The following is a 19,544-nucleotide window of genomic DNA, read 5'->3' as shown; positions in this document are numbered from 1 at the left end:
CGCGCCGCAGGTGGTCTCGCTGTGCGGCAACGACCTCACCAATGCGCCGCGGATCATCGCGCTGGCGGGCGCGATGTGGGAAAAGCCGATCAGCGACGATGTCGAGTTCTTCCTCTCGGGCCAGGTCCGGGTGGAAGACGACCAGCGCACCTCGACCCAGGCGATCGTCCCGCCCAGCGCGGCGCAGATCGCCGCGCTCGGGGTCGACGCGGCGGTTGCGGCCCAGCCGCTGATCGTCGCCGACGTGCAGGACGGCAAGGCCTTCGTCAACGCGCGCGCCGGCCTGCGCTTTGCGGGCGGGAAGTATGCGATCGAGGGCTGGGTCAACAACCTCACCGACGAGGTGGTGCGCGGGGTGACCTTCAACACCACGCTGCGCAGCACCGGCGCGACCAACTCGCGCTCGGCCTTCACCCTGCCGCCGCGGCAGTATGGCGTGACGCTGCGCGCAAAGTTCTAAGGGCACAGAACAAGTTAGCTCCGCAAAGGAGCGGGAGAGGAAGGGCGGTCCGGGAAACTGGGCCGCCCTTTCCTGTTTTGCGAGGGCGCCTCCGCGCCCTCGTCCTCGGTGCTGTTTCAAGTCCTGCGGACTTGAGCACCTGCGGGCGGCCGTTCGGCCTTGCGGCCCCTGCGGGGCCGTTCAGCGCCAAACGCGAGCGAGGAAGGAAGCGCTGGTTCGGTCGCGCAGCGACCGCGAGCGCACGCGCGCGAGCCGCAGGCGCCCGGAACGTAGCGCAGCGAAGTGGAGGAACAGCACCGAGGACGTGCCCGCGGAGGCGGGCACGCTCACATAGAACGCGCGATCAGCATCTTCATGATCTCGTTCGAGCCGCCATAGATCCGCGCGATGCGGGTGTCGCGGTACATGCGGGCGATGGCGTAGTCATTGATGTAGCCTGCCCCGCCGTGGAATTGCAGGCACTTGTCGACCACTTCCGATTGCAGCTCGGTCACCCAGTACTTGGCCATGCTCGCGGTCGCCACGTCGAGCTTGCCTTCGAGCAGCTTGGCGATGCAGTCGTTGACGAAGACGCGGGCAGCGGTGCCGCGCGCCTTGAGGTCGGCGAGGGTGAACTGGGTGTTCTGGAAATCCCAGATCGTCTTGCCGAAGGCCTTGCGGTTCTTGACGTAGTCGACGGTCACGTCGAGCGCCTTCTCGATCCCGGCCATCGCGCCCATGGCGATGACGAGACGTTCCTGCGGCAGCTCGCCCATCAGCTGGTAGAAGCCGCGCCCTTCCACACCGCCCAGCAGATTGTCGGCCGGAATGAACACGTTGTCGAAGAACAGCTCGCTGGTGTCCTGCGCATCCAGCCCGATCTTGTCGAGCTTCTTGCCGCGCTGGAAGCCTTCCGCGCCCTCGGTCTCGAGCAGCAGCAGCGAGATGCCCTTGGCGCCCTCGGCCGGATCGGTCTTGGCGACGACGATGATGAAATCGGCGAGCTGGCCGTTGGAAATCCAGGTCTTCGACCCGTTGAGCCGGTAGCCGTTGCCGTCCTTCAGCGCGGTGGTCTTGATCGATTGCAGGTCGCTCCCCGCATCGGGCTCACTCATCGCGATGGCGCTGACGAGGTCGCCGCTCACCAGCCGGGGGAGGTATTTCTGCTTCTGCTCCTCAGTGCCGTGGCGCACCAGATAGGGCAGGATTATGGTGTTGTGCAGGCTCGCGCCGAAGCCGTCGACGCCGTGTTCGCCCTGCTTGGAAATCACCACCATGTCATGCCGGAAGTCGCCGCCGTGGCCGCCATATTCGGTCGGCACCGACACGCCGAGCAGGCCTGCCGCTCCTGCCTCGCGCCAGAACTCACGCTCGACCATCCCGTCCTCGCGCCACTTGTGGACGCGCTTTTCGGGGGCGTGCTGCATGTAGAACTTGCCGACCGCGTCGGCGAAGATGGCGATCTCTTCTTCTTCCATGAAGGCCGGCTGGGGCACGTCGATGACGGGCATTTCTCTCTCTCCTGGTGATCAGCAAAAGCCACAATGTTTCACGTGAAACATCGGATTTTCAGAGGTTTGGGACAGCAACTGGCCGGACAAGAGGTGCAACGACATCGCAACCACATGGCAACGACCCGCGCACGCCCCCGCGCCAGCCTTACTTGCCGGTCCAGTTCGGCTTGCGCTTCTCGGCGAAGGCGGCGGCACCCTCGCGGGCGTCGTGGCTGACGAAGACGGGGCCGATCAGCTTGCCCTGATTGGCGTAGCGTTCGTCCATCGCCCAGCCGCGCGATTCCTTCACGATCTGCTTCGAGACGCGCACCGCGAGCGGGCCGTTGGCGGCAATCCGGCCTGCGAGTGCCTTGGCGGCATCGAGCGCGCTGCCGTCGGTCACTTCGTTGATCAGGCCGAGCTGGAAGGCGCGGTTCGCATCGATGAAATCGCCGGTCAGCGCGAGCTCCATCGCCACACGCTCGGGGATCTGGTCGGGGAGCATCATCACGCCGCCCGCCGCCGCGACAAGGCCGCGCTTCACTTCGGGGATGCCGAATTTGGCGCCCGCATGCGCCACCACCAGATCGCAGGCGATCATCAGCTCGAGGCCGCCAGCCAGCGCATAGCCCTCCACCGCGGCGATCAGCGGCTTCTTGGGCGGGGCCTGCACCACGCCGCCGAACCCGCGGCCCTCGACGCTCGGCGATTCGCCGCGCAGGAAGCCCTTCAAATCCATGCCCGAGCAGAACGTCCCGCCCGCGCCGGTGAGGATGCCGACGCGCAGATCGTCTTCCGCGTCGAGCCGGTCCATCGCCGCCGCAATTCCCTCGGCGGCGGCCTTGGTCATCGCATTCTTGGCTTCCGGGCGGTTGATGGTGACGATGAGGACGCCGTCCTCCACTTGCGTCAGCACTTCAGGGGCAGCGGTCTCGCTCACGGCATCTCTCTCCTGTCAAATTTGTGATTGCATTTTGAAACGCAATTCTTGTGCGAGTGGTGCAGTGGGTTTACGGAGACGTCAACCGCAATTTCAATATGACGGAAGAGGATCACCCATGGCCGAGGCTTACATCATCGACGCAGTGCGCACCCCGCGCGGGATCGGCAAGCAGGGGAAGGGCGCGCTCGCCGCGTGCCACCCGCAGCACCTTGCCGCGACCGTGCTGAAGGCGATCAAAGACCGCAACAATCTCGACACCAAGACCGTCGACGACGTGATCTGGTCGGTGAGCACGCAGGACGGGATGCAGGCCGGCGACATGGGGCGGATGGCCGCGCTCGATGCAGGCTACGACATCACCTCCAGCGGCACCACGCTCGACCGCTTCTGCGGCGGCGGGATCACCAGCGTCGCTCTGGCCGCCGCGCAGGTGATGAGCGGGATGGAGGATTGCGTCGTTGCAGGCGGCACCGAAATGATGAGCCTCACCGCCGCCATGAGCCAGGAGAAGATGCGCGCCGGGATCAAGCCGCCGATGATGGGCAGCTACAACGCGCGCCTGCAGGCGGTGCACCCGCAGTCGCACCAGGGCATCTGCGGCGATGCGATTGCATCGAAGGAAGGCTTCACCCGCGAGGAGCTGGACGAAGTCGGCTACCGCTCGCAGCAGCGCGCCGCCGAAGCGATTGGCGAGGGCCGCTTCGCCAAGTCGGTCGTGCCGGTGGTGGCGGATGACGGCACGGTGCTGCTCGACCGCGACGAATATCCCCGCCCGCAGACCACCCGCGAAGACCTCGCCAAGCTGGAGCCGGCCTTCCCCAAGATCGCCGACGTGCCGCTCGACGAGGCGGGCACGACCTTCCGCAAGCTGATCAACAACAAGTATCCCGATCTCGAGATCCAGCATTTTCACCATGCGGGCAATTCTAGCGGAGTGGTCGATGGGGCGGCCGCCGTGCTGATCACCTCGAAGGACTACGCCCAGAGCCATGGCCTCAAGCCCCGCGCCCGCATCGTCGCCACCGCCAATATGGGCGATGATCCGACGCTGATGCTCAACGCGCCGGTGCCTGCGGCAAAGAAGGTGCTCGCCAAGGCCGGCCTCACCACCGACGATATCGACCTGTTCGAGATCAACGAGGCCTTCGCGGTGGTCGCCGCCAAGTTCGTGCGCGATCTCAAGCTCGATTGGGACAAGGTCAACGTCAACGGCGGCTCGATTGCCTTGGGCCACCCGATCGGCGCGACGGGGTCGATCCTGATCGGCACCGTGGTCGACGAACTCGAGCGGCGCGGCGGTCGCTATGGCCTCGTCACCATGTGCGCGGCGGGCGGCATGGCCCCGGCGATCATCGTCGAGCGGGTCGAAGACTTTGTCGACTAAGCCGGGGGGCTATGTCGCAGACAACACCCCGGTGATCATCGGGGTGGGCCAATATTCGGAGAGGGTCGGCGAGCCGGGCTATGCCGCCCTCTCCTATATGGATCTTGCCGGACGGGCGCTGGCGAGGGCGATTGACGACAGTGGGGCGTCGGGTTCGGTGGCAGGCGCCATCGACACCCTCGCCGCGATCCGCGCTTTCGAGATGTCGCGCCCGGATCGCAAGCCGCCGTTTGGGGCTGCGAACAACGTGCCGCGCGCGATTGCGAGCCGTGTCGGCGCGAACCCCGCCTGCGCGATTCTCACCACCACCGGCGGGCAGACCAACCAGCAATTGGTGGGCGAATTTGCGAGCGCGATCGCGGGCGGCGACAGCCGCTGTGCGGTGATCGTCGGCTCCGAGGCGATCTCGACCGTGCTCGCGCTCTCGGCCAAGGGCGAGATCCCCGACTGGTCGGAGGAGATCGAAGGCGACTTCGAGGATCAGGGTTTTGGCGTCGAGGAGCTGCTGGAGCCCGCGCTGTTCATGCACGGCGCCAGCGGGGCGATCCCGCTCTATGCCCTCGCCGAAAACGCGCGGCGGCACCGGCTGGGGATGGGGCTGGAAGAATATCGGCTCGAAATCGGCAAGCTGTTCGCGCCCTTCACCCGGGTGGCTGCCGCCAACCCGCATTCCGCCGCGCCGGTGGAGCGAAGCGCGGAGGAACTCGCCACCGTCACCGACCGCAACCGCATCGTCGCCGAGCCCTATCCGCGCATGACCGTGGCCCGCGATCAGGTGAATCAGGCCGCCGCGATCATCGTCGCCAGCGCGGGGCTGGCGCGCGAACTCGGCGTGCCGGAGGACAAGTGGGTGCACATCCACGCCGTCACCGCCGCGACCGAGCTGAAGCTCTCGCAGCGGCCCGATCTGGCGGGCAATCCCGCCTCGCTCGCATCCGTCGATGCGGCGTTGGCGCGGGCGGGGAAGGGCATCGAGGCGATGCGCTACATCGACTTCTATTCGTGCTTCGCGATCCCCGTGTTCAACCAGTGCGATCATTTCGGCCTCGGTGTCGACGACCCGAGGGGCCTGACGCTCACCGGGGGCCTGCCGTTCTTCGGCGGGGCGGGGAACAACTACTCGGCCCACGCCATCGCCGAGGCGGTGCAACGGGTGCGCGCCGACCGGGGCAGCTACGCGCTGGTCGGCGCCAATGGCGGGTGGATGAGCAAATATGCGACCGGCATCTACTCCACCGATCCGGCCGACTGGAGCGGCAACGACCGCTTCGCCGTGCTCCCCAAGGCCACCGACAAGGTGCCTGCCGCCAAGGGAGCTGTCGATGCCGCGACGGTCGAGACCTACACCATCAACCGTGGCCCCAAGGGCGCCGAGGCGATCTTCATCGGCCGCAGCGACGCGGGCGAGCGGGTGGTGGGCAATGCTGACCTCGCCGACCCCGCCACCGCCGAGGCCTTCGAAGGCGGCGAGCCTTTCGGCAAGCGCCTCTCGCTTACGCAGGACGAGCGGGGGCGGACGGTGGGGAGGGTGGCGGGCTAGCTTGCGCGAATCGCCCTTTTGCGGTAAGTAGTTTCAATTGTAACTATCTCGCCACCGGAGGGGATCACCGATGAACGCGCCGACCACCACGCAAGGGGGGCAAGACCTCTTCGACAACCCTGCCGGTCTCGACGGGTTCGAATTCGTCGAGTTCTGCGCGCCGGAGAAGGGCATGCTCGAGCCGGTGTTCGAGGCGATGGGCTTCACCCGCGTGGCGCAGCACCGCTCGAAGGACGTGCACCTGTGGCGGCAGGGCGGCATCAATCTGATCGCCAACTACGAGCCCAAGAGCGCGGCTTGGTACTTCGCCCGCGAGCATGGCCCCTCGGCCTGCGGGATGGCGTTCCGCGTGCGCGATGCGGCGGCCGCCTATGATCACCTGATCGCAAAGGGTGCCGAGCCTGTAGCCGTCCAGACCGGCGTCATGGAATTGCGTATCCCCGCGATCCGCGGGATCGGCGGGGCGATCCTCTATCTGGTCGACCGCTACGAGGGCGCGTCGGGCGGCAACGGTCTCACAATCTACGACATCGATTTCGAATATCTCCCCGGTGTCGAGCGCCGCCCCCAAGGCGCGGGCTTCCACACCATCGATCACCTCACCCACAACGTCTATGGCGGGCGGATGAAGTACTGGGCCGACTATTACGAGACCCTGTTCAACTTCCGCGAGATCCGCTTCTTCGACATCAAGGGCGAGTATACCGGGCTGACGTCGAAGGCGCTGACCGCGCCCGACGGCAAGATCCGCATCCCGCTCAACGAGGAAGGCGAAGGCGGCAAGGGCCAGATCGAGGAGTTCCTGCGCGCCTTCAACGGCGAGGGCATCCAGCACATCGCGCTGATCTGCGACGATCTTCCCGCCTGCTGGGATCGCCTCCAGAAGCTCGGCGTCCCCTTCATGACTGCGCCGCCCGCGACCTATTACGACATGCTCGCCGAGCGCCTGCCCGGCCACGGTGAGGATGTGGACGCGCTCAAGATGCGCGGCATCCTGCTCGACGGCACCACGGAAGGCGGCAGCCCCCGTCTCCTCCTGCAAATCTTCGCGCAGGCGCAGGTCGGGCCGGTGTTCTTCGAATTCATCCAGCGCAAGGGCGACGAGGGCTTCGGCGAGGGCAACTTCAAGGCGCTGTTCGAAAGCATGGAGCGGGACCAGATCATCCGCGGCGTGCTCAATGTCGAGGAGCCGGCGGAATGACCCACCCCGTGAACCTCGCCGGAATCCACCACGCCGCCTATCGCTGCAAGGACGCCAAGGAGACCGTCGAATGGTACGCCCGCGTGCTCGGCATGACCTATACCACCGCTTTTGCCGAGGATCACGTGCCCTCGACCGGCGAGTATGACCCCTACATGCACATCTTCCTCGATGCGGGGAACGGCAACATCCTCGCCTTCTTCGAGCTGCCCAATCAGCCGGAGATGGGCAAGGACCCGAACACGCCCCAATGGGTGCAGCACCTTGCACTGAAGGTGCCGGATGAAGCCGCGCTGCTGGCCGCCAAGGCGCATATCGAGGCGCAAGGGATCGACGTGCTCGGCCCGACGCATCACGGGATCTTCAAGTCGATCTACTTCTTCGATCCCAACGGGCACCGTGTGGAGCTTGCGGCGAATATCGGCACGGCGGAGCAATATGCCGAACTCGCCCGCGTCGCCCCGGTGATGCTGGAGGAATGGTCTGAGACCAAGACGGCCCCGCGCCACGCGGACTGGTTGCACGAAATCGCCCGCGCGGAGCACGCGGCGAAGAGCTGACCTTTAACATTTGATCCAACGCAAAGCGCATAGCGGGCAACTCCCCCACCTTGGCACCATCCAAGAGGGGGAGTCGCAGCATGCGCATTCTGTTCGTCCATCCCAACTACCGCTCGGGCGGGGCCGAGATCGCCGGGACATGGCCGCCTGCCTGGGTCGCCTATCTCACCGGGCCGCTGAAGCGGGCAGGGTTCGACGACATCACCTTCATCGACGCGATGACCGAGGGGCTTTCGGACGACGAACTGCGCCAGCGCATGACCGCGCTCCAGCCCGATGTGGTCGGCACCACCGCGATCACCCCCTCGATCTATGCCGCCGAGCGCGTGCTCGAGATCGCCGCGCTCCATGTGCCGCAGGCGGTCAGGGTGCTGGGCGGTATCCACGCGACCTTCATGTATGCGCAGGTGTTCGCCGAAGCGCCGCATATCGACGTGATCGTGCGCGGCGAGGGCGAGGAGATCGCGGTCGAGCTGTTCATCGCGATCAAGGAAGGCCGCTGGCCGCAGGATGCCCGCGCGATCAAGGGCCTCGCCTTCCGCGAGGGCGACAAGGTGGTCGCCACCGAAGCGGCAGACACCATCAAGGACATGAGTTCCATAAAACCCGATTGGAATATCCTCGACTGGGACCAGTACACCTACATCCCCTTGGGCACCCGCGTCGCCATCCCCAACCTTGCGCGCGGCTGCCCCTTCACCTGCTCGTTCTGTTCGCAGTGGAAGTTCTGGCGCGATTACCGCGTGCGCGATCCTAGGCACGTGGTCGACGAAATTCAGGAGCTGCACGAGAAGCACGGCGTCGGCTTCTTCATCCTCGCCGACGAGGAGCCGACCATCAACCGCAAGGCCTTCATCCGCTTCTGCCAGGAGCTGATCGACCGCGGTCTGCCCGACAAGGTCAAGTGGGGGATCAACACCCGCGTCACCGACATCTACCGCGACAAGGAATTGCTGCCCTTCTACCGCAAGGCCGGCCTCGTCCATGTCAGCCTCGGCACCGAGGCGGCGGCGCAGATGAAGCTCGACCGGTTCAACAAGGAAACCAAGGTCGAGGAGAACAAGCAGGCGATCAAGTTGCTGCGCGATGCCGACATCTTCGTCGAGGCGCAGTTCATCGTCGGGCTCGACAATGAAACGCCCGAGACGCTCGAGGACACCTTCCAGATGGCGTGGGACTGGCAGCCCGATCTTGCCAACTGGGCGATGTACACGCCCTGGCCCTACACCCCGCTGTTCGAGACGTTGAAGGACCAGGTCGAGGTCCACGATTTCAGCAAGTACAACTTTGTGACGCCGATCATGAAGCCGGCCGCGATGGAGCGCGGGGAACTGCTGGATGGCGTCATGAAGAACTACCGGCGGTTCTACATGCGAAAGGCGCTGTTCCACTATCCGTGGCGCGGCACAGGCTTCCGGCGGCGCTATCTGCTGGGATGCCTGTGGGCGTTCCTGCGCGCCGGGTTCAAGCGCACCTTCTACGATCTCGGCAAGGCGGGCTATTGGGGCCCGCAGACCAAAAAGCAGCTCGATTGGCACTTCGACGAAAGCCGCCTTGCCGCCGCCGACGCCGCGACCGACTGGGAGACCAACGCCGACAAGGCCGCGCAGGCACAGGAGCGCCGCGAGGCGGTGCGTGCGCAGATGAAGCAGCGGGGTGAGGCCAGAGGAAAGGAACGCAACCGGGATCGGATCGATGTCGATTGAGCGGCGCATCCTCGGCCGCCGCAAGCCCGGCGCGCTGATCGGGCCCAATGCCGTGCTCCAGACGGTGGCGGTGATGGAGGAGCGGCTGGGCCACGCCGAGACCGCCGCCATCCTTGCCGATGCGCAGATCACCCGGCTGCCCAGCGGCGAAAACATGATCCCCGAGATCGAGGCGCTGCGGCTGCACCGCTGGCTGGCGATGCACGTGCCGATGGGGGCACTGGTCATCGCCGAGGAAGCGGGCGCGCGCACGGCGGACTACATCATCGCCCATCGCATCCCGCGCGCCGCCGGGTGGCTGCTGCGGCATCTCCCCGCCCGCGCCGCCGCGCCGCTGCTGATGGCGGCGATCGGGAAGCACGCCTGGACCTTCGTCGGGGGAGGCGCCTTCGTCGCGGCCGACGCATGGCACTTCACCATTGACCGAGAGGCCGCGGGCGACACCCTGCCGCCGCCCGAAAGCCTGTTTCTATGGTATGCGGCGGTCTTCACCCGGCTTTACCGCGTGCTGGTCGCGGATGATTGCACCTGCCGGATGATCGCGCCCGATATGCCCTGCGACTTGGCCCGCAGCTACGCCATCACGCGCCGCCGACCCTAACGGGGGGCGCAGGACAGGCGGATCTCTCCGCCTGCCAGATCGTAGGTGATCGACGAGCAATGCGCGATCTGGTCGCGGCCGATGCGGGTGAGCAGGTCGGGCTTCCCGCGCCCCTTGCGGCGGCTGACGAGGATCGTGCCCGGATCGAAACGCGGGTCATCCGCCGCGATCTCGCCCACCCGGCGCGGTTCGCCATAGTCTGCGATCCGCACCGCGAACCGCGCGATCGCGAGGTCGCCTAGCAGGATCGGCTCGGCGATGCGCATCATCCGGGTGGGGCGCTCGACACCGAAGTCCATCACCGCGATGCCGTTCGCCCCGGGCTCGAACCCGCCTTCCTGATGCGTGGCGATGAAATTGGCGGTGGGGGCGGTGATGAGGTTTTCGGGTCGCTCGGGGACGAAGATCATCATCAGCTTCTTCTTGCCAACCATCACCTCGGTGCCGAGCCGGGTGTTGCTGTCCCCGCCCGCGCGGCGCAGGGGAAAGCGCTGGAGCACCTCGTCCGGCGCAGGATCGCGGAAACTGAAGGTCACGCGCTTGTAGGGCATGTGATGCACGCCGATCACCCCGTCGGCCTTGTCCGAGGCGGCGCGGTCCGACCAGCTGACGGCCAGCGGCACGGCCCCCGCCCCGAAATCGACAAGCGCGCTGGCGGTCTCGCCTTCGACCACCACCGGCCCGAAGCGCCACCCGCGCCGGTCATCGGCAACGAGCAACGCCTGCGCCGCGGCCGAGGGGTTGACGACCGGAAGCCCGAAGGCCTCGGCGCTGACCTCGAACCGCATCGGCAGGCCGCCCAGCAATAGGGTGATGATATTGTCGCCGCGCAGCACCAGCTCCTCGGCAAGCGGCTGGGGTGGCGGCACGGGAGCGGTGCCGGCAGGCGGGGTGCCGCTGTCCTGCGCCTGCGCGCCCGGGTTCCCGGCCAGCGCCGCGATCACGGCCATCATGGCGAGCAGAGGGGCAATGGGTCGGCGGGCGGGCATGATCGCAGAAACGCCCCGGGCGCGGCAGTTGTTCCTCAGCGCCTGCGCCGCCGCTTGCGCTGCTCTCTCTGGCGGTCACGCATCAGTTCGACGATATCGACCACCTCGGCGCGGACGATCATCCACCACAGGCCCGCGACCATCCACACGAACACGCCGATGCCGAACAGCGCGAGTCCGAAATAATAGTCAGCGCTGCGGCTGTTCAATTCGGTATGTTCGGCAAACCACACCACCAGCGCCCCGAGCAGGGCCATCCACACGGCAAACTGGGACCACCCCACCACGCCGCGCGGCACGATGGTGAAGTTACCCGGTCCACGCCGGTACATGACAAAGGGCTTATCCCTGTCACGCATCTCTGTCTCCTGCGACTTCTTTTTATGCTCTTTTGATACACAGGTCACAGGCGATGGGCAATGGCGCGCGCTGCAAAATGGATTGGCAACCGACGAAAAATTAAAGCTTTACCACCACTAGGTGGAATCCCCGGAATGATCCGCGGCGGGTGGACGGCCGCGCCGTGCCGGTTCGGGGCGCGCCACCGCGATCCCGCGCCGCACCAGCGCTTCGCGCAGCAGCACCTCGATCTCGGCGTTCACGCTGCGCAATTCGGCATCGGCGAGCCGCTGAACCGCATCGTGAAGCGCCGGATCGAGGCGCAGGGGAAAGGCCTTCTTCGCACTCATGGCATGATCAGTAGAGCGACCCTGCATTGACCACCGGCGTGGTGTCCCGTTCGGAACACAGCACCACCATCAGGTTCGAGACCATCGCCGCCTTGCGCTCGTCATCGAGGTGGACCACGTCCTTCTCACTGAGCTGGGTGAGCGCCAGTTCGACCATCGAGACCGCGCCTTCGACCAGCTTGGCGCGCGCGGCGATCACCGCTTCGGCCTGCTGGCGGCGCAGCATCGCGCCGGCGATCTCGGGGGCATAGGCGAGGTGGGTAAGCCCGCATTCGTCCACCGTGATCCCCGCCACCGAGAGGCGTTCGATCAGCGCCATCCGCAGTTCCGCGCCGACTTCCTCGTGGTTGCCGCGCAGCGTCACCTCGAGATGCTCGATATCGTCATAGGGATAGCGCGAGCCGATCGAGCGAACGGCCGCTTCCATCTGCGCGGTCACGAATTCGCGGTAGTCGTCGACATCGAACAGCGCCTGCGCAGTGTCGGTGACGCGCCACACGACCTGGGCCGCCATCTCGATCGGGTTGCCGCGTGCATCGTTGACCTTGATCTTCTCGCTGATCACGTTGTTGGCGCGCACCGCGATCTTCTTGCGGGCAAGCCACGGCAGCACCCAGCGCAGGCCCTCGTTGCGGTCGGTGCCCTTGTAGGCGCCGAACAGCTGGATCGCGGCGGCCTCGTTGGGGTTGATCATGTAGAAGCCGGTGAGGCAGAACAGGCTGGCAAAGCCCGTCACCGCCGCGAGGATCAGCGGCAGGCCGGCCGGCGGCCCCTCGCCGCGCACCGCGGTGATGAACAGCCACACGGCCGCCACCGCCAGCACCAGGCTGAGCAGCAGCATCACATAGCCGCTCTGGGTCGCGGCCGGATATTCGCGGCTGCGGTTCAAGGCAGGCGTATCAGCAGAGGACATGACGAATCTCCATTTCCCGATATAATTGTGATATCATTTTTATATCATGGATCAGGATCGTCAAGCCGATTTTCCGCAAAGGCCTGCGCAAGCCACGGCGCATCATCTCTTGGCGCTTGGGGCGGTTTGGCTGTAGCACGCGCATCAGCAAGGCAGTGACACGCGAAAGGGGGTGGCAGCGATGGACAGCGGCGAGAACACGGCTCCGGGCACCCGCCCGCTGCTGTTCGTCAGCTATTCGCGCACCGACCTTGCCCGCGCGCGCCCGGTGATCGACCTGCTCGAGCAGGCGGGGTTCGATGTGTGGTGGGACGGGCGGCTGGAGGGGGGCGAGAACTACCTCCAGAGCACCGAGACCGCGCTCGAGACCTGCGCCTGCGTGGTGGTGTTGTGGTCGGCGACATCGGTGGCCTCGCATTGGGTGCGCGACGAGGCGCAGCGCGGGCGCGAGCGCGGGTGCCTGGTGCCATTGACCATCGACGGCACCATGGCCCCGCTCGGCTTCCGCCAGTTCCAGCTGCTCGACATCAGCGCCTGGGACGGCCGCGACGAGGCTGCCGAGGCGGCGCGCATTCTGGTGGCGGTGCGCGCGCGTCTGGGTGACACGGCCGAAGACGCCGGGACGCCTCCGCCTGCTCCGCCCCCGCCCCCGCCGAAGACCCCCGCGCTGTCGCGCCGCACGCTGATGATCGGCGGCGCGGGCGGGGCAGCGGCCCTCGGCCTTGCCGGCGCATGGCAGTTCGGCCTGTTCGGCAGCCCGGCCTCGGCGGCGACCTCGATGGTGGTGATGCCCTTCGCCAACGAGACCGGCGATCCTGACAAGAAGTTCTTCTCCGACGGCCTTGCGCGCGAGTTGCGCACCGTGCTGTCGCGCAACCCGCGCCTCAAGGTCGCCGCCCCCACCTCCTCGAGCGCGATCGCGGGGGAGGACGATTTCGAGATCGGGCGCAAGCTCGGGGTCGGCAGCATCCTGCGCGGCAGCGTCCAGCGCGATGATGCGCGGGTCAGGGTCACGGCCGAGCTGGTCGAGATCCAGGGCGGGCTGGTGCGCTGGGCGGAAACCTACGACCGCGCGCTGGAGAGCATCTTCGTGCTGCAATCGGAAATCGCCGAGACCGTCGCGCTCTCGCTCGTCGCCGAGGTTGCGGGCGATGCCGAGGCCCGGCAGGCGGCGGCGGCCCAGGGCGAGATTGGCGGCACGCGATCGGTGGCGGCCTACGAGGCCTTCCTGCGCGGCTATGCGCTGTATGACCTTGGCGCCGGGCCGGAGACCGACCGCGCGGCGCTGACGCAGTTCGATGCCGCGATCGCGAAGGATCCCGATTACGCCGCCGCCTATGCGATGCGCGCGAACATGCTGTCCGCGATCGCCAATGCGGCAAGCGATCAGATCGAGGTGCGGTCGCTGTATGACAAGGCGATCGGTGCCGCAGAGCGCGCCATCGCCCTGGAGCCGAAGCTTGCACAAGGGCATGTCGCGCTGGGTTTCGTGCTGAACAACGGACAATTGAACCGGCGCGCCGCGCTGCCGCATTATCAGGCCGCCGAGAAGCTGGCGGTCGGCGATGCCGATACGCTGCGGTCCGTGGCGATCTTCTATTCCTTCGGGGCCGAACAGGCCGCCGAGCGCGACCGGGCCAAGCGGATGATCGCCGAGGTGTTGAAGCTTGACCCGCTCAATGCCCGCGCGTTCCGGTCGGCAGGCAATATCGCGCTGTTCAGGCGCGATTATACGGCGGTGATCGGCTATATGAACCGGGCCCTCGAGCTCAATCCCAACCTGGTCAGCGCACAGTCCGCCATTGCTGTCGCCCGGCTGATGCAGGGCGATGCGGCGGGCGCTCTGGTCGCGGCCAGGGCGGAAAAGGTGCCGATGTTCAAGCTGACCGCGAGCGCGATCGCCCTCGCCAAGCTCGGCGATGCGGCCGCCTCCGACGCCGCGTTCGCCCAACTGGTTGCCGATTATGGCGATGCCGCGCTGTATCAGCAGGCGCAGGTCCAGGCCCAGCGCGCCGCGCCCCCTGTCGCGCTGGCGCTGCTTGAAAAGGCCTATGTCGCACGCGATCCGGGCTTGCTGTGGATCCGCAACGACCCGCTGCTCGATCCCTTGCGCTCCGAGGCGCGGTTCAAGGAATTGCTTTCGCGCCTCGGGTCATGATAGCCCATCACCCGGCGCCTGCTGATGGGCGTCTATCAGGGGGTTGATACCATGAAGAAGATCGTGACTTTCGCAGGCCTGGCAGGCGCCGCGCTGGTTCTTTCGGCTTGCGGCGGCAAGACCGAAGAAGCGCCTGTGGCAGAGCCCACCGCCGAAGAGATGATGATGCCTGCCGAAGAAACGCCGGCCGCCGACGCGACCGATGAGGCCGCGATGGCTGCCGAAGGTCAGGACGGCACCGGCAACCCGATCGGTCCGGGCAAGGCCGTGCCGGAAGCCGAAGCGCAGTAAGCCGCGCGAAATCCGCCCCGCGCGGGGAGGGTGCCAACCGGCGGCCCTCCCGGCGCGGGGCTTTTTGGTGCCGGTCAGCGCGCCCGCGCCGCCGCCGGGGCGCTGCGCCGAAAGCCCGGCAGGTTCTTCGCCAGCCAGTCCTGCACCGCCGGGTGGCCGATGCGGATGTAGCGGCTGGGAACCCCGGTCGTGCTGCATTTCTCTCCGCTGCTCACCACTCCGATAAGGGTCGGCACGCCGCGCTGGTCCTCGTAGGTGACGAGCGGCCCGCCGCTGTCGCCTTTGCAGGCCTGTTCGCGGTTCGCGCCCATCGCGCACAGCACTGAATCCTTGCGCCAGTCGCGATAGGCGGTGCGGTTGGTGCAGGCGGCGGCATCCTCGAGCTCGAGCCGCACGCCCTGGAGGATCCTCGCCGGGGTCGGATCATCCAGCGATTGCCGCCCCCAGCCGAAGGCGAAGACCGGCGCCCCCGGGCGAACCGGCCGCTGCGCCAGCGAGCGCGTATCGACCGCGATCCGCCGCGCGCCGAAAGCGAAATCACCCTTTGTCCCGCGCGCCGGATCGTACTGCACCAGCGCAACGTCGAACTGGTAGGTCTTGGGCGAGTAGCTCGGGTGCCGGATCACCTTCACGATCGGGTAGGTGTTGCCCTCGGGCGCCTCGGGCTCGATCACGCCCAGCCGGATGCGGTAATCGTGGTCCTCGATCCTGTAGCCCTGATCATAGGTGCAATGCGCGGCGGTGATGATCCAGCCGGTCGCGACCACCGACCCGCCGCAGGCGGTGCGGAAACCGACCGTCTGCCGGCCGAGCACCGCCGGACGCCACAGCAAGGCCTGAAACGGGGCCTGCTCGACCCGGTTGATGGTGAACCCGCCGATCGAGGCCGAAACATTGACGCAGGCCTCGTCGGCATAAATCCGGCCCTCCCACGCGACCTCGGAGCCGCGGCAGGCGCGGGCGCGCTGCTCCGCCTGCTCGCGCGCCCTCTGCTCGGCCGCAGCCTGCGCGGCGGCGGCCTCTTCCTCGGGGGTGAGCACGGGGGGCACGAGGTCGGTGGCGAGGGTCAGCGGGATCGAGGGATCGCTCGCCTCGCGATCGGCGAGGAGCTTGCAGGCGCGCGGGTCGCCGGTGTCGCAGGCGTCGGCATAGAGCGCTGCGGCGCGCGGCAGATCCTGCACCAGCGCAGTCCCCTCGGCGAGGGCATCGGCGAGCGCTTTGCAGGCCTCGCCCCCGCTGGCAGCACATCCGCGCGCAAGATAGCGCTCGATCGCGGCCGCATCGGCCTGCGCATTGGCGGTCACCTCGATCAGCAGGCGGCCCGCAGGCAGGCATGCCTCTGTCACGTCCGCATCGCAGGCGGCGGCATAGAGCTGCGCGGCGCGCGGGCGGTTCCTATAGGGCCCCTCCTCTTCGACCAGCCATCCTGCTTGCGCGATGCAGGCCTGCTGCGCGCCGCGCTCGCAGCTTGCGCCAAGCGCGGGGTAGGCGCGCAGTTCCGCCGCGCGGGTGCAGGCATATTCATAGGCGGGGCAGGCGCGGTCGAAGAGCGCGATCGCGGCTGGCACCCCTTCGGGGCCGCTGCGCTCGCTTACCCCGGCAAGGTACAGGCAGGTGAAGGCATCGCCGGCGGCGCAGGCGAGGTTCTGGTACTCGGCAAAGCGCGGGTCGTTCACCCCCGCGGAATCGCGCACATCGTCGGCGGCGGTCTTGCAGGAAGGTTCGTGGCCGGCGCGGCAGTGCCGGTCGAACAGCGCGGCCGCGCGCGTCTTGTCCTGCGGCCCGTCGCCATAACGGTCGAGCGCCCATGCCAGCGAATAGCACGCATCGGCATTGCCCTTGTCGCACAGCCCGCCGAGCAGCGCGCGGCCCTCGATGCGCTGCTCCGGCGTGCCCGGCAAGCTCGCCAGCCGGTCGCCGAGATCGATGCAGACCGCCGTCAGCCCGCGCGCGCAGTTCTCGCGCCTGTGCGCCATCGCTTCTCCGGGGCCGAGCCCTTCGAACCGCCCGTTCTGGATGTTGTCGGCATCCCGCCAGCAGCCCTCGGGCGATCCCAGGCGGCAGGCGCGGATCGCGAACTCGAGGGATTCGGGCAGCCCCGCCTTGCCGGTCGTGCCGAGCAGCAGCTCCGCGAGCAGATAGCAGCCGCGCGCCTCCGCCGCGTTGCAGGCGCGGCGCAGGATCAGCTCTGCGACCGGGCGGTTGAACGGGCGGCCCGCGGCGTTCATGAAGGCCTCGCCCAGCCGCGTGCAGCCTGCCGCATCGCCTTCGAGGCACGCCGCCTCAGCGGCATCGGCAGCAGCCTTTTCGCGGGCGAGCTGCGCATCGGACTTGGTGCCCATGAGGCTCGAGGAGTAGTCAATCACCCCGTCGTAAGCATAGGGCGGGGTTGGCGGTTCCTGCGCGGCGAGCGGCGCGCCCCCGAACCACAGCGCCAGCAGCGCCGCCATGCCCATCGCCCGCTTCCCGCGCATCGCCCGCACTCCCCCGCAAACCCCCAGGCAGCCGCCGCGAAATATGCGCTTTTGCCGGCGGCGCGTCAAACCGGCCCCAGCCGATGCGCTTCGCGCTTGTAAGCGGGCGTTGGGTGCGATTAAGCACGCGGGCAAGGCCTGCCGCCGTCCGGTGCGGGCCCGAGCGAAAAAGCGGGGGATCGCGCCAGTGCCGAAGACTGCCAGCCTGCCCGCGCCGATCCGTGACAGCTGGCTGCCGCATCTGGCGCTGGGGGTCACCGGCCACCGCGCCACCAACCCCGCCTACTGTGCCCACGCCGCCGCGATCGGCGCCGCGCTCGAGGCGCTGTTCGCGCGGATCGATGCGATCTGCGCGGAGCTCCCGGGGACGCGCGGCCCGGTGCGGCTGCACAGCCTGCTGGTCGACGGTACCGATCAGGTCGCAGGCGAACTGGCCCTGGCCCGCGGCTGGGAGCTCGCCGTGCCGCTGCCTTTCGGCGCTGCGCTCAACTGCGCGATCAACGCGCATCCCGACACGCTGGCGGATGTCGACGCGCTGCTCGCCGGGCGGCCCGCGGCCCATCCTGCGGTGGAGGCCAAGGCCGCCGCGATCCGCGCCATCACCGCCGGGGCCGGTCTGTTCGAGCTTGCCGACCGTGATGCCGAGATCGAGGCGCTGTGGCGCGCCCATCTCGCCGACCCCGAGGACCGCGCCGCCGCCCGTGCCTTCGAGACGCTGGTGTCGGACAATGTTGCTTTCGCCGGCAAGGTGATGATCGAGCGGGTCGATCTGGTCATCGCGGTATGGGACGGCAAGGTCGCCAACCTGCCCGGCGGAACGGGCCACACCGTCGCCACCGCGCTGGCGATGGGCGCGCCGGTGCTGCTGATCGACCCCGCACGGCCCGAAAGCTGGCGCATCCTCGGCCGGCCGGAGGAGCTCGGCCAGCGGGTCGATCCCGCCGCGCCGGCAGATCTCGACCGTCTCGAGGCGATCATCCGGGCTGCGGTGAATGTCGAAGGCTGGAGCCCCGATCTGCTCGCCAATGAACGCTGGCGCCCGCATTCGAGCCGCCTCTTCGGGCTCTATCGCCGGATCGAACGGGTGTTCGGCGGGGGCGCATGGTTCGGCTCGCTCAGGCTTGCCTACGAGGCGCCCGAGGCGATCGCCGAAGGCAGCGGGGCGGCGATGATCGCTGCGGCGCGCGGCATGCCGGGCGGCGATCCGCGCATCGCGCGCCAACTGGCCGAGGAAGTGATGCCGATGTTCGCCTGGGCCGATGGCGTCGCCAACCGCCTCGCCGATGCCTATCGCAGCGGAATGATCGTCAACTTCGTGCTGGCGACGCTGGCGGTGGTGGCGGGCCTTGCCTATCTGCCGCTCGGGATGGGCGCATACAAATGGGTGTTCGCCGCCATCGAGCTTGCCTTGCTGGGCGGGATCCTGGCGATGACTGCGGCGGGATCGCGGTTCGGGTGGCATCGCCGCTGGTTCGCGACGCGGCGGGTGGCGGAATATCTGCGCCACGCGCCTGCGCTTCTCCTGCTCGGCGTCGTGCGGCCCACCGGGCGCTGGCCCCGCAGCGGCGGCGCGGCGCGCTGGCCCGAGCATTTCTCCCGCCACGCGCTGCGCGATGTCGGCTTGCCGCGCGCGGCGCTGACGCGGGACTATCTGCGCAGCGGTCTCGAGGGCGCGGTGCTCTCGCACGTCTCGGCGCAGCGTGCCTATCACGCAGCCAAGGCGCACAAGCTGGAGACCGTGCACCACCGCCTCGACAAGGCGGCCGAGGCCTGTTTCGCCTTCGCGGTCGGCGCGGTGCTGGGCTATCTGCTGCTGAAGGGCGCGGGCGCGGCGGGGCTGGTCGACAAGCATCTGGCCGGCCAGCTCTCGCCGCTGTTCACCTTCCTCGGCGTTGCCTTCCCGACGCTCGGCGCGAACCTTTCGGGGATCCGCTATTTCGGCGATTTCGAGCGCTTTGCCGCGATCTCGCATGTCGCGGCGGAGAAGCTGCGCGAGATCGAGGAGCGCATCGGCCTGCTGCTATTAGGCGAGCCCGATGCGCTCACCTATGCCGCCGCTGCCGACCTGATCCACGCGCTCGACGAAGCCGTGGTCGAGGAAATCGCGAGCTGGCAGTCGGTGTTCGGCGCCAAGCACCTCGCGCTCCCGGCCTAGAGCGGTTT

16 protein-coding genes and 1 pseudogene are annotated in these 19,544 nt (G+C 67.7%); 10 read left to right on the top strand and 7 right to left on the bottom strand.

All coding sequences use genetic code 11. The annotated features are described in order from the left end of the window. Positions 1-460: pseudogene (locus NBV68_RS08050) on the top strand (TonB-dependent receptor); the annotation flags it as partial. Positions 461-786: 326 nt separating this feature from the next. On the opposite strand, the gene NBV68_RS08045 reads toward NBV68_RS08050, so the two are convergent. Both NBV68_RS08045 and NBV68_RS08040 read right to left on the bottom strand, forming a co-directional pair. Continuing rightward, on the bottom strand, positions 787-1,950 hold the full coding sequence (locus tag NBV68_RS08045; RefSeq protein ID WP_296308659.1) for an acyl-CoA dehydrogenase family protein: 1,164 nt from the start codon (positions 1,948-1,950) through the stop codon (positions 787-789). A 148-nt stretch (positions 1,951-2,098) separates the two neighbouring features. Further along, positions 2,099-2,872, bottom strand: a complete 774-nt coding sequence (locus tag NBV68_RS08040; RefSeq protein WP_296308657.1) for a crotonase/enoyl-CoA hydratase family protein — start codon at positions 2,870-2,872, stop codon at positions 2,099-2,101. Positions 2,873-2,990: 118 nt separating this feature from the next. On the opposite strand from NBV68_RS08040, the gene NBV68_RS08035 reads away from it, so the two are divergent. The 6 genes from NBV68_RS08035 to bchJ all read left to right on the top strand — a co-directional run bounded on the left by NBV68_RS08035 (position 2,991) and on the right by bchJ (position 9,867). Next, positions 2,991-4,259: an acetyl-CoA C-acetyltransferase gene (locus NBV68_RS08035; protein WP_296308656.1), complete on the top strand. Its 1,269-nt coding sequence runs from the start codon at positions 2,991-2,993 to the stop codon at positions 4,257-4,259. After that, positions 4,249-5,799: an acetyl-CoA acetyltransferase gene (locus tag NBV68_RS08030; RefSeq protein WP_296308655.1), complete on the top strand. Its 1,551-nt coding sequence runs from the start codon at positions 4,249-4,251 to the stop codon at positions 5,797-5,799. Before NBV68_RS08035 ends, NBV68_RS08030 begins: the two co-directional genes overlap by 11 nt. 70 nt (positions 5,800-5,869) lie before the next feature. After that, complete coding sequence (gene hppD, locus NBV68_RS08025; protein ID WP_296308654.1) at positions 5,870-7,000, top strand: 4-hydroxyphenylpyruvate dioxygenase; 1,131 nt, start codon at positions 5,870-5,872, stop codon at positions 6,998-7,000. After that, a complete protein-coding gene (locus NBV68_RS08020; RefSeq protein ID WP_296308652.1) occupies positions 6,997-7,560 on the top strand; it encodes a VOC family protein in 564 nt (187 codons plus the stop codon). Before hppD ends, NBV68_RS08020 begins: the two co-directional genes overlap by 4 nt. A gap of 80 nt (positions 7,561-7,640) precedes the next feature. Further along, entirely contained in the window at positions 7,641-9,266 is a 1,626-nt protein-coding gene (gene bchE / locus NBV68_RS08015; protein ID WP_296308650.1) for a magnesium-protoporphyrin IX monomethyl ester anaerobic oxidative cyclase, read from the top strand. Beyond that, the gene (gene bchJ / locus NBV68_RS08010; protein WP_296308648.1) at positions 9,256-9,867 is read left to right on the top strand and encodes a bacteriochlorophyll 4-vinyl reductase; all 612 of its coding nucleotides are present in this window, start codon (positions 9,256-9,258) and stop codon (positions 9,865-9,867) included. The genes bchE and bchJ overlap by 11 nt, the downstream gene beginning before the upstream one ends. Here the strand turns inward: bchJ and NBV68_RS08005 are convergent. The 4 genes from NBV68_RS08005 to NBV68_RS07990 all read right to left on the bottom strand — a co-directional run bounded on the left by NBV68_RS08005 (position 9,864) and on the right by NBV68_RS07990 (position 12,458). Then, positions 9,864-10,856, bottom strand: coding sequence for a hypothetical protein (locus NBV68_RS08005; RefSeq protein WP_296308646.1), 993 nt, complete (start codon positions 10,854-10,856; stop codon positions 9,864-9,866). The genes bchJ and NBV68_RS08005 overlap by 4 nt on opposite strands. A 35-nt stretch (positions 10,857-10,891) precedes the next feature. Continuing rightward, a complete protein-coding gene (locus tag NBV68_RS08000) occupies positions 10,892-11,215 on the bottom strand; it encodes a hypothetical protein (protein ID WP_296308645.1) in 324 nt (107 codons plus the stop codon). 117 nt (positions 11,216-11,332) lie between these two features. Beyond that, the gene (locus NBV68_RS07995) at positions 11,333-11,545 is read right to left on the bottom strand and encodes an Arc family DNA-binding protein (protein WP_296308644.1); all 213 of its coding nucleotides are present in this window, start codon (positions 11,543-11,545) and stop codon (positions 11,333-11,335) included. A 7-nt stretch (positions 11,546-11,552) separates the two neighbouring features. Beyond that, complete coding sequence (locus NBV68_RS07990; RefSeq protein WP_296308643.1) at positions 11,553-12,458, bottom strand: SPFH domain-containing protein; 906 nt, start codon at positions 12,456-12,458, stop codon at positions 11,553-11,555. Positions 12,459-12,639: 181 nt separating this feature from the next. Here NBV68_RS07990 and NBV68_RS07985 point away from each other — a divergent pair, with 181 nt between their 5' ends. Beyond that, on the top strand, positions 12,640-14,616 hold the full coding sequence (locus NBV68_RS07985) for a TIR domain-containing protein (protein WP_296308641.1): 1,977 nt from the start codon (positions 12,640-12,642) through the stop codon (positions 14,614-14,616). Between the two features lie 51 nt (positions 14,617-14,667). After that, entirely contained in the window at positions 14,668-14,907 is a 240-nt protein-coding gene (locus tag NBV68_RS07980; protein ID WP_296308639.1) for a hypothetical protein, read from the top strand. 74 nt (positions 14,908-14,981) lie between these two features. On the opposite strand, the gene NBV68_RS07975 is transcribed toward NBV68_RS07980, so the two are convergent. After that, positions 14,982-17,381, bottom strand: a complete 2,400-nt coding sequence (locus NBV68_RS07975) for a trypsin-like serine protease (RefSeq protein ID WP_296308636.1) — start codon at positions 17,379-17,381, stop codon at positions 14,982-14,984. Positions 17,382-17,568: 187 nt separating this feature from the next. Between NBV68_RS07975 and NBV68_RS07970 the strand changes: the two genes are divergently transcribed. Continuing rightward, a complete protein-coding gene (locus NBV68_RS07970) occupies positions 17,569-19,536 on the top strand; it encodes a hypothetical protein (protein WP_296308634.1) in 1,968 nt (655 codons plus the stop codon). Positions 19,537-19,544 lie beyond the last annotated feature (8 nt).

Origin of the sequence: Erythrobacter sp. (genome assembly GCF_023653175.1) — a bacterium.
Taxonomy (GTDB): domain Bacteria; phylum Pseudomonadota; class Alphaproteobacteria; order Sphingomonadales; family Sphingomonadaceae; genus Erythrobacter.
The sequence above is the reverse complement of the archived record's forward strand: the minus strand, read 5'-3'. Positions and strand labels throughout refer to the sequence as shown.

Excerpts from the sequence above, each read along its gene's own strand:
- NBV68_RS07980 (WP_296308639.1), top strand. The coding sequence starts at position 14,668 with ATGAAGAAGATCGTGACTTTCGCAGGCCTGGCAGGCGCCGCGCTGGTT.
- NBV68_RS08035 (WP_296308656.1), top strand. The coding sequence starts at position 2,991 with ATGGCCGAGGCTTACATCATCGACGCAGTGCGCACCCCGCGCGGGATC.
- hppD (WP_296308654.1), top strand. The coding sequence starts at position 5,870 with ATGAACGCGCCGACCACCACGCAAGGGGGGCAAGACCTCTTCGACAAC.
- NBV68_RS07990 (WP_296308643.1), bottom strand. The coding sequence starts at position 12,458 with ATGTCCTCTGCTGATACGCCTGCCTTGAACCGCAGCCGCGAATATCCG.
- NBV68_RS08005 (WP_296308646.1), bottom strand. The coding sequence starts at position 10,856 with ATGCCCGCCCGCCGACCCATTGCCCCTCTGCTCGCCATGATGGCCGTG.
- NBV68_RS07985 (WP_296308641.1), top strand. The coding sequence starts at position 12,640 with ATGGACAGCGGCGAGAACACGGCTCCGGGCACCCGCCCGCTGCTGTTC.
- NBV68_RS08045 (WP_296308659.1), bottom strand. The coding sequence starts at position 1,950 with ATGCCCGTCATCGACGTGCCCCAGCCGGCCTTCATGGAAGAAGAAGAG.
- bchE (WP_296308650.1), top strand. The coding sequence starts at position 7,641 with ATGCGCATTCTGTTCGTCCATCCCAACTACCGCTCGGGCGGGGCCGAG.
- NBV68_RS07995 (WP_296308644.1), bottom strand. The coding sequence starts at position 11,545 with ATGAGTGCGAAGAAGGCCTTTCCCCTGCGCCTCGATCCGGCGCTTCAC.
- NBV68_RS07975 (WP_296308636.1), bottom strand. The coding sequence starts at position 17,381 with ATGCGCGGGAAGCGGGCGATGGGCATGGCGGCGCTGCTGGCGCTGTGG.
- NBV68_RS08000 (WP_296308645.1), bottom strand. The coding sequence starts at position 11,215 with ATGCGTGACAGGGATAAGCCCTTTGTCATGTACCGGCGTGGACCGGGT.
- bchJ (WP_296308648.1), top strand. The coding sequence starts at position 9,256 with ATGTCGATTGAGCGGCGCATCCTCGGCCGCCGCAAGCCCGGCGCGCTG.
- NBV68_RS08020 (WP_296308652.1), top strand. The coding sequence starts at position 6,997 with ATGACCCACCCCGTGAACCTCGCCGGAATCCACCACGCCGCCTATCGC.